At 53.0% G+C, this 14,715-nt stretch carries 12 protein-coding genes and 2 pseudogenes; 9 read left to right on the top strand and 5 right to left on the bottom strand.

Features of this window, described 5'->3' with window-relative positions; translation table 11 throughout:
• Positions 1-61: 61 nt before the first annotated feature.
• On the top strand, positions 62-1,063 hold the full coding sequence (locus GTPT_RS10930) for a zinc-binding alcohol dehydrogenase family protein (protein ID WP_029990270.1): 1,002 nt from the start codon (positions 62-64) through the stop codon (positions 1,061-1,063).
• 582 nt (positions 1,064-1,645) lie between these two features.
• On the top strand, positions 1,646-2,260 hold the full coding sequence (locus GTPT_RS10925; protein ID WP_025901648.1) for an alpha/beta hydrolase: 615 nt from the start codon (positions 1,646-1,648) through the stop codon (positions 2,258-2,260).
• A gap of 239 nt (positions 2,261-2,499) precedes the next feature.
• Here GTPT_RS10925 and GTPT_RS10920 read toward each other — a convergent pair whose 3' ends face one another.
• Positions 2,500-3,144, bottom strand: coding sequence for a LysE family translocator (locus tag GTPT_RS10920; RefSeq protein ID WP_029990269.1), 645 nt, complete (start codon positions 3,142-3,144; stop codon positions 2,500-2,502).
• Between the two features lie 319 nt (positions 3,145-3,463).
• On the opposite strand from GTPT_RS10920, the gene GTPT_RS10915 reads away from it, so the two are divergent.
• Positions 3,464-3,643, top strand: a complete 180-nt coding sequence (locus tag GTPT_RS10915; RefSeq protein ID WP_025901646.1) for a hypothetical protein — start codon at positions 3,464-3,466, stop codon at positions 3,641-3,643.
• A gap of 91 nt (positions 3,644-3,734) precedes the next feature.
• On the opposite strand, the gene GTPT_RS10910 is transcribed toward GTPT_RS10915, so the two are convergent.
• Positions 3,735-4,325, bottom strand: coding sequence for a malonic semialdehyde reductase (locus GTPT_RS10910; RefSeq protein WP_025901645.1), 591 nt, complete (start codon positions 4,323-4,325; stop codon positions 3,735-3,737).
• 441 nt (positions 4,326-4,766) lie between these two features.
• Positions 4,767-5,402, bottom strand: coding sequence for a carbonic anhydrase (locus GTPT_RS10900; protein WP_029990267.1), 636 nt, complete (start codon positions 5,400-5,402; stop codon positions 4,767-4,769).
• A gap of 349 nt (positions 5,403-5,751) precedes the next feature.
• Here GTPT_RS10900 and GTPT_RS10895 point away from each other — a divergent pair, with 349 nt between their 5' ends.
• Positions 5,752-6,492, top strand: coding sequence for a glutamine amidotransferase (locus tag GTPT_RS10895; protein ID WP_029990266.1), 741 nt, complete (start codon positions 5,752-5,754; stop codon positions 6,490-6,492).
• Positions 6,493-6,563: 71 nt separating this feature from the next.
• Here the strand turns inward: GTPT_RS10895 and GTPT_RS10890 are convergent.
• Positions 6,564-7,972: pseudogene (locus GTPT_RS10890) on the bottom strand (MFS transporter).
• 174 nt (positions 7,973-8,146) lie between these two features.
• On the opposite strand from GTPT_RS10890, the gene GTPT_RS10885 reads away from it, so the two are divergent.
• Positions 8,147-9,091: a LysR family transcriptional regulator gene (locus GTPT_RS10885; protein WP_029990265.1), complete on the top strand. Its 945-nt coding sequence runs from the start codon at positions 8,147-8,149 to the stop codon at positions 9,089-9,091.
• A 336-nt stretch (positions 9,092-9,427) separates the two neighbouring features.
• Complete coding sequence (locus tag GTPT_RS10880) at positions 9,428-10,258, top strand: fumarylacetoacetate hydrolase family protein (protein WP_029990264.1); 831 nt, start codon at positions 9,428-9,430, stop codon at positions 10,256-10,258.
• Positions 10,259-11,214: 956 nt separating this feature from the next.
• On the opposite strand, the gene GTPT_RS10870 is transcribed toward GTPT_RS10880, so the two are convergent.
• Positions 11,215-11,898, bottom strand: a complete 684-nt coding sequence (locus GTPT_RS10870) for a hypothetical protein (protein ID WP_029990263.1) — start codon at positions 11,896-11,898, stop codon at positions 11,215-11,217.
• 63 nt (positions 11,899-11,961) lie between these two features.
• On the opposite strand from GTPT_RS10870, the pseudogene GTPT_RS17090 reads away from it, so the two are divergent.
• The 3 genes and pseudogenes from GTPT_RS17090 to GTPT_RS10855 all read left to right on the top strand — a co-directional run.
• A pseudogene (locus tag GTPT_RS17090) lies at positions 11,962-12,198 on the top strand (Tn3 family transposase); the annotation flags it as partial.
• A 302-nt stretch (positions 12,199-12,500) separates the two neighbouring features.
• Entirely contained in the window at positions 12,501-13,088 is a 588-nt protein-coding gene (locus GTPT_RS10860) for a sugar dehydrogenase complex small subunit (protein ID WP_025903175.1), read from the top strand.
• A 207-nt stretch (positions 13,089-13,295) separates the two neighbouring features.
• A complete protein-coding gene (locus tag GTPT_RS10855) occupies positions 13,296-14,702 on the top strand; it encodes a c-type cytochrome (RefSeq protein WP_029990416.1) in 1,407 nt (468 codons plus the stop codon).
• Positions 14,703-14,715 lie beyond the last annotated feature (13 nt).

Below are 14,715 nucleotides of genomic sequence, written 5' to 3'. Positions count from 1 at the left end.
CGGCCAGAATGGTGACAGACAGCAGAGACTGTGACCCGAAGCCAACCCGAGGAGTGTGCAAATGAAAGCTATCGTTTATCAGCAGGCAGGTTTACCGCTAACCGACCCGAAATCGCTGTATGACACTGAACTGGAAAAACCGCAGCCTTCCGGTCATGACCTGCTGGTGAAAATTAAGGCCATCTCGGTAAACCCTGTCGATACTAAAGTACGTCAGAGTGATAACCCGTCCTCACCCAAAGTTCTTGGCTGGGATGCCTGCGGCGTGGTGGAAGCCGTAGGTGACAGTGTCACATTATTCAGCCCGGGGGATGAAGTCTTCTATGCGGGGTCGTTAATCCGCCCGGGCACTTATGCAGAGTATCATCTGGTGGATGAACGTATTACCGGTCGCAAACCGGCCACCCTGAGTGCCGCAGAAGCCGCCGCACTTCCGCTGACCTCCCTGACCGCCTGGGAATTACTCTTTGACCGCTTACAGGTCGGAGGGGGCCAGGGGAAAAGCCTGTTGATCGTCGGTGCAGGCGGGGGTGTGGGCTCCATTCTGACACAACTGGCCAGCCGGCTGACCGGCCTGACGGTGATCGGCACCGCCTCACGCCCGGAAACACAGCAGTGGGTTGAATCCCTCGGTGCCGATCATGTTATCGACCACCGTCAGCCGTTCAGTGAACAACTGGCGGCGAAAGGTATCCGTTCTGTCGATTATGTGGCCAGCCTGACTCATACCGACGATTATTATGACCAGCTGATTGAGATAATGACCCCGCAGGGGCGGCTGGGATTAATTGATGATCCAAAAGCGCTGGATGCCATCCCGTTGAAACGTAAAGCGATTTCCCTGCACTGGGAACTGATGTTTACCCGTTCGCTGTATACGACGGAAGATATGAGCCGTCAGCATGAGATCCTGAATGATATTGCGTCTCTGATTGATAACGGGACATTGCGGACCACCCTGGATGAACATGCGGGTAAAATTACTGCCGCCAGCCTGCGCGAAGCGCATCGCAGGATAGAAACCGGACGTTCACGCGGTAAAATTGTGCTGGAAGGATTCTGATGCTGCCACGCCCGTGGCTCTGACCGCGGGCGCTCCGCCGCAAAATAACGGTGTTCAGCTTTAACCCCCAAGGCAGTCCTGCCTCTCTGACCGGAAGGCAGGCTGGATCACTATGGCCGGGTGGAAACACGTTAAATCTATGACTGTCCCGGTCAGTGGAATCAACCCCTGCACGAACCACAATCACAGACTTTCCACAGCCGTTTCCCCGGAGGACAGGGCAAAGATCCTCTTCGCCGATGCCTGCCGGATAACATTCACTTAAGTTTTTGCTACACTGGCGGATACGGCACAATCATTCCTGGTGAAAGGCGCTTGCCGCCGCCGGCACCGCGACCCAAAACGGTGTTCCGCATTTTCGTGCGGGTCACCGCGAGCCGGGCATCTGAAATGCGCATCGTTGCATCATCTGTATACTTCCCGGATGCCCGTTCTCCGCGTCCGGTCTTACGGAGGGCCGGAGATCTGTCGTCCGGTGCGGCAAAACAGCGACAGCGCGATTATTCGAAGACACGCTTAACCCGGCGGGCAGTGTGCCAGCCGTGTCTGGCTGACCCGGCCCGGGATTGTAAGAGGACAACTATGAGTAAGAAAATTATAATTCTGTTACACGGAGTAGGCAGTAATGGTGCGGATCTGCAGGGGTTAGGTGATTTCTGGGCAGAGACGTTTCCGGAACTGATCTGTATTGCACCGGATGCTCCTTTTCCGTGTGACATGGGTTCCGGTTATCAGTGGTTCAGCGTAAACGGGGTGACGGAAGAAAACCGCCCGGCGCGGATCGCGGAAGCCAGAGCCGGATTCGACGCCACTCTGCAGGAAATATTCCGTCAGTACAAGATTACGTCTGAGGATGAAGTGCTGCTGACCGGCTTCTCGCAGGGCAGTATTATGTCTCTGGACGCTCTGGCAAGGGCGGCATTGCCGCTGGCCGGCGTTATCGCGTTTTCAGGACGTCTCGCCTCTCCGCCGCCCCTGCATCCGGCCGCGGGTACTAAGGTGTTGTTGATCCACGGTCAGGACGACCAGGTGATCCCGTGGACCGAAAGCCGCCGGGCAGAGCAACAATTGGCGGCGGACGGCGTGGAGGTCACCTCGTTCTATCAGCCTGGTGTACCGCATACGATTTCTGCTGAGGGAGTCGCACAGGCGACAGACTTTATCCAGCACTGTTTCGACCTGCCGGATGATGAATAAGCGACAGTTCAGATCAGGAATGTTTCTGCATTCCTATGTTGTGCTACGTGGATATGCATCACTTGCGATGAAAAGGCTGCCCCGCGTGCGGGAGGCGGGGGCAGGTCGGGGCAGTACCGCCAGCACGGACTGATACCCGTATCACTCCCTGTCGTGACACGCGGTTTTGGTCGCGTAACAACAAGGGAATGCGTGGCATTCCCTTGTTAACTTTCCCGCGTCTGCTGCCGGGGATGCCCTTAACGGCGGGTCAGCGCCAGACGGATCCCTAAACCGATAAATGCGGTCCCCACTATCCTGTCCATCACCCGCTGTAAACGCTGATTTCCCGCGAATTTATCAGAAGCTCCGCCTGCCAGCAGTGCGCAGGAGATATCGACCATAAAGGCGACCAGGGCATAGGTCATGCCGAGGATCAGGAAAGACGCGGTCTGATGCGCGCCATGCTGTGTGACAAACTGCGGGAAGAAAGAGATAAAGAAAAGTAATACTTTAGGGTTGGTCAGCGTGGTAATAAATCCCCTACATAGCAAACTCCCGGCAGCGATACCGGTCACCGGAGCGACGGCTTCTGCAGGGGATGAGGTCTGTTTCCTGAAGGTCGACAGGATCATCTTTGCCCCGAGGAAGATCAGGTACAAAGCACCAAGGAATTTCACTATCGAAAACATTAGCGGCGAAGCAGCGATCACTGCGGTCAGTCCCAGAGTGCTGGCCAGCGCATGGGTACAGCTTCCCAGCGCAACGCCGCTGGCAGAAAGGCACCCGGCACGTCGGCCATTGACCACACTTTGTCCGATCACATAAGCCATATCCGGGCCGGGGGTGACTGACAGCAGAAAAACAGATAACACAAAAAAGCTATAGCTGGTGATATCGAACATTGTGTCCTCAGTAAAAGGAAAAGGGCCTGTACAGGATACTATCGCAGAAAGTTAACTAAATCTTAATTAACGTCACCGAAAAATTTCTTCCTGCTCAGGGTAAAACTGCCGATATTCAGGGAAAAATTACCGGTCCCCGGCAATAGCGTCACTGCGACGAGGTTCAGATTGTTATTCCGCCTCAGGTCGATCTGACGCTGTACCCGGATACGTGCTTCGCTAATGCGATTTTTGTCCCTAATAGCGATAAATTTGATATTTCCCTTTAAGGGATTTTCAGGCTGAACTGTAGGTATCAGAACTCAGCGGGGAAAATATCATGGCATCCGGGTTATGGCAGCAGTTAAAACGACTCTCCGGTCTGGCAACGCGGAGTCCGTCGGCGGAAAGAGCAAGAGACAGTTCTCTGCTGCTCGAATCAATGATCCCGATTATGGGATTATACGGCATCGGTCCGGGGTATATTGACCCGGCATGGACAGATGATGAACAGAAGTAAACAGCAGCGGCTGTTGCGATTATCCTACTGGAATGAGCTGTGCGTATTGTTACAGGAAATCTCCCGGATCGCGGATCCGGGAGGTGTTTTATCAGGCAAAGCGGCAGGCGTCGTCGAAATCCAGACGCGGTAAGCGGCCATGCAGTTTCGAATCATCCCCGTAGCCAATATTGATCAGTAAATTGACCTGCCAGTCACTCCCGTGGAAGAAGACTTCGTTAATTTTCTCTGCATCAAACCCTGACATGGGACCGACATCCAGCCCCAGCGAGCGGGCAGCGACGACCAGATATCCGGCCTGTAAGCTGCTGTTACGGAAAGCGGTTTCCCGTGCCAGACTTTCACTGCCGGTGAACCAGCTGCGGGCGTCTGCATGCGGGAACAAGCCCGGCAACTTTTCATAGAAAGCCATATCAGAGGCCACGATCACGGTGACCGGGGCGGCCATCGTTTTTTCGATATTCCCGGAAGACAGGGCGGGTTTCAGTGCCTCTTTGCCGGCATCCGATTTCACAAAGACAAATCTGGCGGGTGAGCAGTTGGCCGACGTGGGGCCAAGGCGGGTGAGTTCATACAATCTTTGCAGAATATCATCAGTCACGGGCTTATCCTGCCAGTGACTGTGGGTACGTGCCTGATGGAACAGTGTATCAAGAGCCGATCGGTCAACCGGTGTACTCATCGCATTCTCCCTAAATGAACCGCTAATTTTCTCTACCTTAAACTGAGACCGCAAAAAAGGGAAATTATCCCGCAATGCCCCGGCAACCGCGCGCAGAGGATACGGCAACTGTGCTGCCAGCCTCAGGTATAAAAACCGCAGAGTATCCGACCGGGATGTTATCTGGTAATGCCGGCGGTAATACGGATAACAGACAGGCTTTCAGGGTGCGCCGCCAGGCGCGGGTGCTTATCACCGGGCTGGAAAGGGGCTGGATAAGGTTGCCGGTAATACGAACAGCGCAGGGGCCGGTGTGAAAAGCGAATAAGGAGAGTGAAGCGAGGGATACCCTTACCGGGTCACGGAATAGCTCCCGGGGACTGCTATCGGTTCGGAGGTAAACTGAGAATCGACACTACGGGCCGGAGACCCGCAGTGTCAGTCAGCGAATGCCGGCAAGCGTTATTCGAAGCAGGTATCCGGATTTTCGGCCAGCGAGACAAATTTCTTGCCACCGCGATCTAATGCCTGAACTTCGCCGCTTTCAATATCATACACCCAGCCGTGCAGGCGGATTTTGTTATTACGCAGTGCCACAGCGACTGACGGGTGAGTTTTAATATTATTCAGCTGTGCAATGACGTTTTCACGTACCATCGCACTGACTTTATGTTCTTCGTCCGGATATTCGTTATTATCTGCGACTGCTTTTGCCGCATCGGCATAACGCAGCCAGTGTTCGACGGCCGGCATGCTGTGCATATCCTGACATTTGGCAATAGCCCCCATGGCACCGCAATTCGAATGACCACAGATAATGATATCGCGGACACCCAGTGCTACAACGGCATATTCAATGGTGGCAGACACACCGCCCGGTTCCGGGCCGAACGACGGCACAATGTTGCCTGCATTACGAATGACAAATAACTGGCCAGGTTCCTGTTGGGTAACCAGTTCAGGAACCAGACGGCTGTCTGAGCAGGAGATGAACAGAGCTTTCGGATTCTGGCTGGATGCCAGGCTATGGAACAGTGCTTTACGCTCCGGATAAACTTCTTTCTGGAAGTTCAGAAACCCTTCAATAATTGTTTTCATAACACGCCCAAATAATAAAAATTCGGCCTAATCATAGAACGATTACCGGTAAGGGGAAAGTCCCCGCAGGAAAATGCCTCCTGAGCCGGTGAATAAATACCCGGTATTCAGAATACTACCGCCGGTACGGCCCTGCACGACGCGGATACAGGAGCCTGTCCGCTAAAACCTGTCTCGCCGGACGTGAAGGTTGCTATTTTCACTGCATAGTTCCGGCGAAATTAAGTGACGGTGTCACTTTTTTTGTTGATCATCGCTGAACACGGCGGCCCGGGTCGAAAGCCGGTTGTGATAATGGCGCTTTCCGGCTATTACTATTCGCAGGGTTAACCGTTACACAGGGAATTTTATGGCACAGTCAGCAGTGATCATTATTCAGACCGGGACACCCCCGGCTGCGATCCGTCAGCAGTACGGGGATTTACCGCAGTGGTTCAGTCAGGCCATTGGCCGGCCATTATCTGCCCTTCAGGTGGTACGGGTATTTGAAGGGGAAGCCTTACCGGCACCGGATCCCGCGCGGCTGGCCGTGATCACCGGTTCCTGGGATATGGTGACGGATCGGCTGCCGTGGAGTGAGGCCACCGCAGAATGGATACGTCAGGCGATGGCCGCAGAGATGCCGCTGTTGGGTGTCTGTTACGGTCATCAGCTGATGGCTCATGCCCTGGGCGGCGAGGTGGGGTATCTTGACTGCATTCGCGAAACAGGATGTTTACCGGTCAGCCTGACTCCCTCTGCCGCGGCCGATCCTTTGCTGGAGAATTTACCCGCCACTTTCCCGGTGCATTTGACGCATATGCAGTCGGTGACACGGCTGCCAGCGGGGGCAGAGGTGCTTGGCCGGTCGGCTATCGACCCCCATCAGATTATCCGTTACGGAAAGTATGCGGTTTCCACCCAGTTCCATCCGGAATTCCCGGTCGCGGCCGCCAGAGCGATGATAGAGAGAAACAGGACGGTCTTCAGTCAGGAAGGAAGGGATACTGATGCTATTCTGGCGCAAATCACTGAAACCCCGGAGGCGACCGGGATCCTGCAGCGGTTTATTGAACATCACTTGCCGGACGGTCGGGCGGAAGGCTGCTGAGGACAGGTTACGCGCGGGAACCCGGGACCCGTGAAGGTAGCCACCGGGGCTGAAGCCCCGGCAGTGAAGCATCAGGGGCGACGAATGCGGCTGACGCTGACGGTAATTGCAATCAGGCAGGAAGCCACGGCAACCCACAGGGCAATATGTACGGCATGACTTTCACTGTGCAGATCTTTCTGGCTGAATAGCGCGAGGATCACACCGATGGCGGCACTGCCCATGCATTGCCCGAACATCCGCATAATGGCCAGTGTTCCGGATGCATAACTGCTGTTTTCCCGCGCCACATTGGATAACATTTCGCGGTTGTTCGGGCTTTGGAAGCAGCCAAAACCGATACCACACACCAGGCTGCGCAGACAGATATCAAGGACACTGGCATGCTCCGGCAGGGTAGCCAGCAGCGCCAGACCCGTGACAAAAATACAGAGCCCGGTCGTGGAGATCAGCGCTGGCGGAAAGCGGTCTGACAGGCGGCCGGCGTGAGGAGCGGCCAGAATGATGCCAATCGGCCACGGCGTAAACAGTAATGCCGAGATAAACGCGCTGTAGCCATACACATTCTGGAACAGGAATGGCAGCGCAATAAAAGTGATCCCCTGACTGATAAATGATGCCATTGAGGTCAGTGCAGCCAGTGAAAAACGTGAAGACGAAAAGATAGACAATGGTAATAGCGGTTTACTGGCCCGGCGTTCACAGCGGATAAACGCAGCTCCCGCGGCCACCGCCAGTACCAGGAAACCTGTCGCATGGAGTACGGTGTCTGAGGTTAATGATTGCCCGCCGTGCAGTGCAAAACTGTCCGCGGCCATGATCAGGCTGCCGGGTACAATGGCCGACAGAAAAGCCCCTTTAATATCGAAAGGCTCGGTAATTTTTTTACCCGTTCCGGCAAAACGCGCATGGCCAGAGTAATTGCCAGAATTCCCGGCGGCAGGTTAATCGCAAACAGCCACTGCCAGCTGAACGCTGAAAGCAATGTACCGCCCAGTAACGGCGCAATGGCTGTCCCTGACGCAACAAGCAGCGCATTCATACCAAGAATGCGGCCCAGTAACCGGTTAGGGAAAACTGAACGCAGTACCGCCGGACCAATACTCAGGGTCGCGGCAGCCCCAATCCCCTGAAGAATACGCATGGCTATCAGCGTGTGCGGGGTATCGGATAATGCACATCCCAGCGACGAAAGCGTGAAAACCAGTAAACCGCAGGGATACTGAACACGATAGCCCACCCGGGGGGCCAGTGAGGCAAAAATCGCCAGTGTCATGGCGGCGGCTAACAGATAGCCGTTCGATACCCAGATAATCTCTGATGCCCGGACATTCATCGCGCGGGCAATTTGCGGCAGGGCAACATTGACCATCGATGCATCAAAGACAGTCATCGCTGTGGTCATCATCACTGCTATCATTGCCAGCCGGCGCTGTCGTCCGGGCAGCCCTTCATCACCCGGCATATCAGAAAAAAGCATGTTACATGTCTCCGCGGTTACTTCTTGTTGCGCCCGGAAAAAGCGATCCGGGTTGCGCATTGATTTGTAAAGGGGGGGAATATACTCTCTCAGGATAGCAGGCGGAAGGTGCATTGTTTGCAGTTATATAGTGCACACAACGCCATGGTTAAAACATCAACAGGAAAACTCACGATGGCTGAGGCTGATTTTAATCTGTTAACCGCGCTGGATATGCTGCTGACGACCCGCTCGGTGGCCGGTGCCGCCCGCAGACTCGGGCTGAGTGCCTCCGCAATGAGCCGTACGCTCAGCCGTTTACGGACGGTGACCGGCGACCCGTTACTGGTGAGAGCCGGACGGGAAATGATACTCACCCACTATGCAGAAGAGATCCGCGAACGTACCCGGAAAACAGTATTTGCCGCGAGAGAGCTTTTGCGGCCGGACACCACCGCACTTTGCCTGCCGGAACTGGAGCGTACATTCATCCTGCGGGCCAATGACGGGTTTATCAGTGCATTCGGCGCGGCATTGATTGCTGTAGTTTCGCAACAGGCCCCGGGCGTCCGGCTATGCTTTATCCCTAAGCCGGAAAAAAACGTCAGCCAGCTGCGCGAGGGGCGGGTGGATATTGAGATCGGCGTGGCCGGGGATATGGGGCCGGAAATCCGTCTTCAGGCCCTGTTTCGTGACCGGTTCGTCGGGGTGGTTAACAGCCATCATCCGCTGGCACAGTTAACCCGTATTACGCTGCAGGACTACATCCGCTGGCCGCATATTGCCTCATCCAGGCGGGGGAAATACAACGGGCCGATAGACAGTGCACTGGCAGAGCTGGGCTTTCAGCGGGAAGTCGTGGCTGTGGTGCCGGGGTTTGCGCCGGCACTGGCCGTGGTGACAGGCTCGGAACTTATCGCCCAGGTGCCGGCATCGTTCCTGCAAAATTACCCCGGAATTTCCGCGTTGCCGGGGGAAGGCGCTCTGCGCCGGTTCGAACTCCCGGTGAAGGTCCCCGGAATTACCGTATCGCAGATGTGGCATCCGCGCTCGGACAAAGATCCTGCTCACCGCTGGCTTCGTGAGCAATTACGCACAGTCTGCCGCCGGGAACCACTGGCAGAGTTCAGTCACCAGTAACCGGAGCCTGGCCCCGGTGCCACGGCGGGCTGGGTAGTTCAGCAGCGAATTAAGCTGTTCGTACAATGAAAACCGGTGTTGACCTCTGTTATTTAGCTTAATTCCCTTGTTTATCAGTAGTTAATTTTAACACTGAGCCGGTTAAGCAGGATGATCAACTATCTTTGAATTTTTAAAAAATAATGATATTTATCAGGAAGATGTGGAATCTGTGACCGGGGAAAACGGCCGGAACAGACGTAATATGTTCAACTGAAAGCATTTTCCTGCTGGATCTGCTGCGTCACAATCGTAATAATATGGGGACCCTCACAATCATAAGAACACTAAATTACTATGCAGTTATGCAGTTTTAAAATAAATAATAATGGTCAGCACAGCTTCGGTCTCATCCGGGAAAACGGTATCATCGATGCCGGTAAATATGTGGATTACAGCGATCTTAAAGCGGTACTGACAGCCGGTGCCCTGGGCGAGATTGCTACGTTGTCTGATAAACCTGCAGATCACCAGCCAGACGAAATTACTTTTTTACCGGTCATTGAGAATCCTGGTAAAATCCTTTGTGTCGGCATGAACTACTCTGAGAAGCGTAAGGAATTCGGTGAAACTAACCCGGCGCCGACGTTATTCGTACGCTTTGCCGATACGCTTTCAGCACACAACACGCCGCTGCAGAAACCCGCCAGCAGCGAACAGTTCGACTATGAAGGCGAACTCGCTGTGATCATCGGAAAAACCGCACACCAGGTACCGGCCAGTGAGGCTCTGCAGTATGTGGCAGGTTACAGTTGCTTTATGGATGCGACGGTACGTGATATGCAGTTTACCTGGTTCACCGCCGGTAAAAACTGGCCGGCGACCGGTGGTTTTGGTCCGTCCATGACCACCACCGATGAGATCCCTGACCCGCAGCAACTGGATATCAAAACCTTCCTGAATGATCAGCAGGTGCAGCATGACTCCACGGGCAATATGATCCATACCGTGCAGGACATCATTGCTTACGTGACCTGTTTCACCCCGCTGGCACCGGGCGATGTGATCATCACCGGTTCACCGGGAGGTGTGGGTAAATCACGCACCCCGCAACTGTTTATGTTCCCGGGGGACCATATTTCAGTTGAAATCAGCAAGATTGGTACATTGGCTCACACGATTGCCTGATCCTTTCTGATGACAATGCTCTGTTTTTGAAGCGGAGCAATCCCTCCGGCCAGGTGCTGTACTCCGGGACCTGGCCGGATTTTTTTGCAGGCGTTACGGTATGCAGTGGCAGACTACGTACTGAGAGTAGTGCAGATAATCGCGCTCTGCCGGATGCACTTCGGTATTCCCCGGACACACGTCCTTTTTCCCTGATATCCCACTTTGCCGGAAACGGTACTGCAGATCTTATACGCTTTCCCCCGCGGCAGCTCAGGGCAACGCCGGTCCACAGGCAGCGACCTCGCAGCGGTAACATCTGAGTAGCAGTGAATAGCGGTGTCCGCGAGGGCAGGCCTCATTGCTGGTGGACGTGAACAGATATCAAATATCTCCCCGGATTATGAGAAATCCTGCCGGTGTTTTCGGTCTTCACTGGCCTGTTTCCGTCATCCTGCACAGAGGGCAGCTCTTCTATAGAATAAATACTGTATAAATATACAGTACCCCGGAAAAATATGACTTGTGCTGTTTTTTAGACCAATATGGCGATTGCACACACCCTTTTAGGGTGAAAAATGTACTTTCCGGGCGTGGTTAATTCCGGGAGCGGGAAAAATGTCGCTGAGCAGACGCAATCTATTGTCATTGTTCAGTAAAAACAGTCAGAAAAAAGCAGGGGCGAACTCCCAATATCCAGAGTCCGCATCCTGATGCCCTTAGCTGTCAGGCACAACAGCGATCGTTCCATGAATCACGATAGAGAATATTTCTTTATTAACGCTGTCACCATTTACAGTAGCGCGTAAAAATAACAATCATAACTATGGCGAATACGCCTATAGGCCAGACAGGACTGTCAGGGAAAAAATACCCCTGAAGCAGTGCGAAAATAACTGTGAGAATTACAGGACCATAAAGCGATGATAAAAACCTGAGTTGCCACAGTATAAATTTCTTTATTAATTGAATCATGGTTATCTGATCATCCTGGTGATGATGTTTGCTATACCGGAATCAGACGACCATTGCGCTTCAAGTGCGCCCGCGCGCTCGAATACCGGTTCAATCAGGAAATACATCATTTCCAGTTGTTGCATGTAAAGTGCAGAGTAATAAGCAGGATATTGTATGTGTAGACGACGAGCACTATCCGCTGCTTTCTGAACCAGGCCATACGTAGCCACAACCCCCGCAGCCGTACCCGCTGCGCGTCCCGTAAGGTCACTGAGTTGAATACTTAGAGTCAATCCAATACGGACGCTGGTAGCGACCGCTAAAGCGTACCCCGCACCGGTAAGGGAGCTGGCCGCGATATGAACATTTACGGCCATAAGCGCTTTTTTAATATACTCTAATTGGTTATTAGTTTTGTATTTGAATATTTCTTCAAAGTAGATCCGAAGCATTTCATAGACAACGTCACCATGCTGGATAATGCGAATAACAGCATTTCTGAAGCGAAGATCTTCCGTCTTTTGCTGCTGGCAAACATCGTTATATTCATCGGTAAAACAGGACGTGTAATACAGCAGGCGGGTTGCTCCCTTCCCTAAATTTTCAACTTGATTTGTAACCTGCTGACCGACGGCAGCAACTGCATGGTCAAGCTTTAATGCGAGAATCCTGTTCTTCATTGTTGTTGTACATAATCGCTCCATGCTAATTTTCATTACATCCAGTTTTTCATTATTTCCCACGGGAAAGGGGCCGGCAAACAGTTAAGGAAGGCAATATTTGGCTACGATCCGCGGGTTCGCAGTATTTACACGCTGAAGTATCTGCGAAACCCGCAGTTGGAGCGCAATATCCGTCGCTCTCAGAGCCGCGTTGGATCTTATCACCAGCGGCGTGCAGCAGTCGCCAAAGTTGGAAGTAAAAAAGAGATTACACCTACCTTCCAGAGCAGCAATGAATTTATCGATCCCGATACACTGGTTGCAGGAATTAAACCGGGGTAACCGAAACCGGCGCAGAATCCCTAATCATTCATTCGTGAAAATACAAAAGCCTCCTCTGTAAACAGAGATTTTTATTGTCATTATTTTCAATGTGTTAAGCATGTTACCGCAAATCGCCCACCCATCCCGGATAACTAAAAATTTACATTTGAGTTTTTTCGTTAACTTTAAATGTAATTTATTTTATATATTTGTAAGTATATCGTTACTTTTTGAGATTTTTACTTGTCCCTGAGGATAGTATGGTGATGCGTGAGTATTGTTGGCGCTGTTGAATCATACAATAAGCATCAAGGAAATTTATGGACAATAAAAATTATCCCGCCACAGAGCCGGCTCTGAGTGAGGAAGGGTTACGTCGCCGTCGTCTTTTCGGTCAGACCGGCGGGCTGGTGGCCAGTTTTGCTATCGGGTCTGCTATTGCAGGGGCGACGCTGAGCAATAGTGCCAGTGCAGAGCCTGCCACACCTCAGCCGGATACCGCTACACTGAACCAGTTCCTGAAGACATCCCGTTTTCTGACCGGTCATCAAAGCCTGGACACGACCCTGGGTCAGCGTCTGTATAGCGCTTTTAGTGAGAAAGATCCGACCTTTGTTACCCGCCTGGCCTCCCTTAACCAGTGGATAGCCGATAAAAACCCTCAGGATGTGGAAGCACTGGATACCCAGTTACAAGGGCAACCCCTGCATGACCTGATGATGTCTGTGATTAAGGGCTGGTATCTGGGCGTTACCGATGAGGGCCACCATGCGAAAGTGTACGGCTACCAGAATGCCCTGATGTATCAGGTACCGCGTGACGGTATGGTCATCCCGACTTATGCCCACAATGGTCCGGATTACTGGACAGCTGATCCTCCGCCGGTTGATCGCCTGCTGAACTTTTAAATAAAACAAAAAAACCTTTCCGGCCTGACAACCTGAACTGTGGTTGATCTTTATCTGTCACTGTTCAGCCTTCGACTGTTACCGGTAACAGTCTGGTTTATGGCAGAAATTTTATGCGGAGTGAATGTGAAATATCAAACGTCGATAAGGAAAAGAGCCACGGGGACCTTTCGCAGAAAGCTGCTGGCGCTCTGCCTTGGATGTACCGTGACGGGTGCGTTGCCGGTTTATGCGGCTGAAGAAGTCCCGGTCCATCAATCTGCTGTCGATAACAGTACCGATGCCTTGCTGAAACAGGGGCAGTATCTGGCTGTCGCGGCCGACTGTGCGGCCTGTCATACTGATCCGCAGACCAAAAAGACCTTTGCCGGGGGATACGCCATCCATTCACCGATGGGGGTGATCTATTCCACGAATATTACACCGTCAAAAACCTATGGTATCGGTAACTATACCGAAGCTCAGTTTGAGAATGCGGTACGTCACGGTATTCGTGCCGATGGCAGCCATCTTTATCCGGCAATGCCTTATACCTCCTATGCCGGCCTGACCGATCAGGATGTGCATGCACTGTATTATTACTTTACACACGGTGTTCAGCCCGTTGAACAACCTAACCGCATCACCTCTCTGGGCTTTCCGTTTAACCTGCGTCAGGCCATGTGGGGATGGAACCTGCTGTTCCTGAAACAAAAACCGTTCCAGCCGGATCCGTCACAGAGCGCGGCCTGGAACCGCGGTAAGTACCTGGTCAATAACCTTGAGCACTGCGGCGAGTGTCACACCCCACGTAATATTATGATGGGCACCGAAACCGGCAGTGCTGAACTCAGTGGTGCGGCGCTGGGAAGCTGGTACGCTCCTAACCTGACGTCAGATCCGCTGAGCGGTATCGGCAGCTGGCATCGTGATCAGTTGATGACTTACCTGAAAACCGGCCATGTGGAAGGTAAGGCGCAGGCCGCCGGTCCGATGGCAGAGGCTATCACCAACAGTCTTCAGCATCTAAGCGATGATGATATCAGTGCCATCGTTACCTATCTGCAAAGTCTGCCGGCGGTGAGTCATCCGGGTCAGGCCAAACCAACCGGCGATTTCGGCAGCCCGGCGGGGATGGCAGGGGATTCGGATGTTCGCGGAACGCAGCCCATGGGCTCAGCGATCCCGGCGGACATTACCGGTAAAGCCCTGTATGACACTACCTGTGCCAGCTGTCACCAGACCTCCGGTACCGGCACAGCCGATGGCTTCTACCCTTCATTGTTCCACAATACAGCGACCGGCGGAAATACACCGAATAACCTGGTGTCGGCCATCCTGTTTGGTGTTCAGCGTGAAGTTAACGGTAAAGAAGTGCTGATGCCGGCATTTGGTCCGGGCTCGGATGTTCAGTCCTTAAATGATGACCAGGTGGCAAAACTCAGCAATTACATCTTTAAACAGTTCGGTAATCCGCAACTGTCTGTCACTGCTGCAGATGTTAAGACTCTGCGCGAAGGCGGAGCCCAACCGTTCCTTGCACGCTATGCCGCGGCCGGTTCGGTGATCGGGGGCATTATCGTGCTTTTGATCATTGTCCTTATTGTGGTGCGGCTGTCACGCAAACGTCGTTGATCGTGCCGTCATT

Origin of the sequence: Tatumella ptyseos ATCC 33301 (genome assembly GCF_000735525.1) — a bacterium.
Lineage (GTDB): Bacteria > Pseudomonadota > Gammaproteobacteria > Enterobacterales > Enterobacteriaceae > Tatumella > Tatumella ptyseos.
Note: the sequence above shows the minus strand (reverse complement) of the source record. Positions and strands in the feature narration are given on the sequence as shown.